Origin of the sequence: Bacillus sp. CR71, from assembly GCF_003429245.1 — a bacterium.
GTDB lineage: Bacteria > Bacillota > Bacilli > Bacillales > Bacillaceae_G > Bacillus_A > Bacillus_A thuringiensis_S.
The window spans coordinates 3,412,732-3,414,045 of sequence record NZ_CP031748.1; the positions used below are offsets into that span (position 1 = coordinate 3,412,732).

Genomic DNA, 1,314 nt, shown 5'->3' on the forward strand with positions numbered 1-1,314 from the left:
GTTGAAATAGAGACAATAAGACCAACAAGTAAAACAATGTAATCTTGCAACTTACTTTTTAGGCCTGACATAGAAAGCTTAAATAACATGATTGAACTTCCTTCCTTACGCTTTTTCTGTGCCTAAGTTTGCAAGCACATCTAAAATTTCTTTATAGAATTCTTCACGGGTACTACCGCGATGAATTTCTTTATATAACTCACCATCTTGAATGAATAAAATACGTTGACAGTAACTTGCGCTGTAAGGATCATGCGTAACCATCATAATGGATACACCTTGCTCTTTATTTAAGCTTGTCATGGCATTAAGTAAACTCGTTGCATTTTTAGAATCTAGGGCTCCAGTCGGCTCGTCTCCCAAAATAATTGCTGGTTCATGAACTAACGCACGTGCTGCTGCGGAACGTTGCTTTTGTCCACCAGATACTTCAGAAGGATATTTTTGAAGTATAGCTGTAATGCCTAACATATCAGCTACTTTTTCTACTTTCTTTCCAATATTACGAGATGAAACACCTTGAAGTGAAAGTGGGAGTGCGATATTTTCATAGATAGATAAATTCTCCAATAAGTTAAAGTCTTGGAAAATGAATCCTAACTTTTGTGAACGAAAATCAGAAAGTTCACCCTGCTTCATCCTCGTAATATCCGTTCCTGCAATTTCAACAACGCCGCCTGTCGCTTTATCTAACGTTGAAATTACATTTAATAATGTTGTTTTACCAGAACCAGAAGGCCCCATAATACCGACAAACTCCCCCTCTTGAATTGAGAATGATACACCTTTTAATGCATGTGATTGATTCTCACCTTTTTTACCGTACAATTTTTGAATGTTTTTTACATCTACAACTGGCTTTATCATTTATATCCTCCTACATTTTTTATTTCATTACAATAAGCTACTACGTTTGTTTACTACTAATAAAATAGTCATATTGCATTCACCCTAAAGCTACAATGAAGTCTTTCCTTTTTTCTTCTTTGCTCACCTCATCACTTTGAATACACCCATGATAAACTATAAAAATTAGGAAACACCCTGTAAAATCCTTAAGAATTCTTAAGTTTTATAAAAAAAGCTTATGGAACCTGTAATTCCATAAGCCGTTCTATTTGATTGGATGTTCAACAATAAAGGACATCCAGCCATCTTTATATTCTGCATGTATATTACCATCATGAAGTTCAACAATTCTTTTTGAGATAGCAAGTCCCAGTCCATTTCCTTGATTATTTTTTCTTGCCTTATCACCCCTGAAAAACCTTTCAAACAATTTATTTGGATCGCTAACAGGCGATCTCTCGACTT

At 35.0% G+C, this 1,314-nt stretch carries 2 protein-coding genes; both read right to left on the minus strand.

Going from position 1 to position 1,314, the window contains the following annotated elements; translation table 11 throughout:
- Positions 1–105: 105 nt before the first annotated feature.
- Positions 106–867, minus strand: a complete 762-nt coding sequence (locus DOS87_RS17190; protein ID WP_000595169.1) for an ABC transporter ATP-binding protein — start codon at positions 865–867, stop codon at positions 106–108.
- Between the two features lie 247 nt (positions 868–1,114).
- Positions 1,115–1,314: ATP-binding protein (locus tag DOS87_RS17195; protein WP_222616347.1), on the minus strand; the 200-nt coding region annotated here is incomplete at its 5' end.

What these genes read in the sequence shown, in the direction of transcription:
- DOS87_RS17190 (WP_000595169.1), bottom strand. Translation starts at nt 867, where the DNA reads ATGATAAAGCCAGTTGTAGATGTAAAAAACATTCAAAAATTGTACGGT.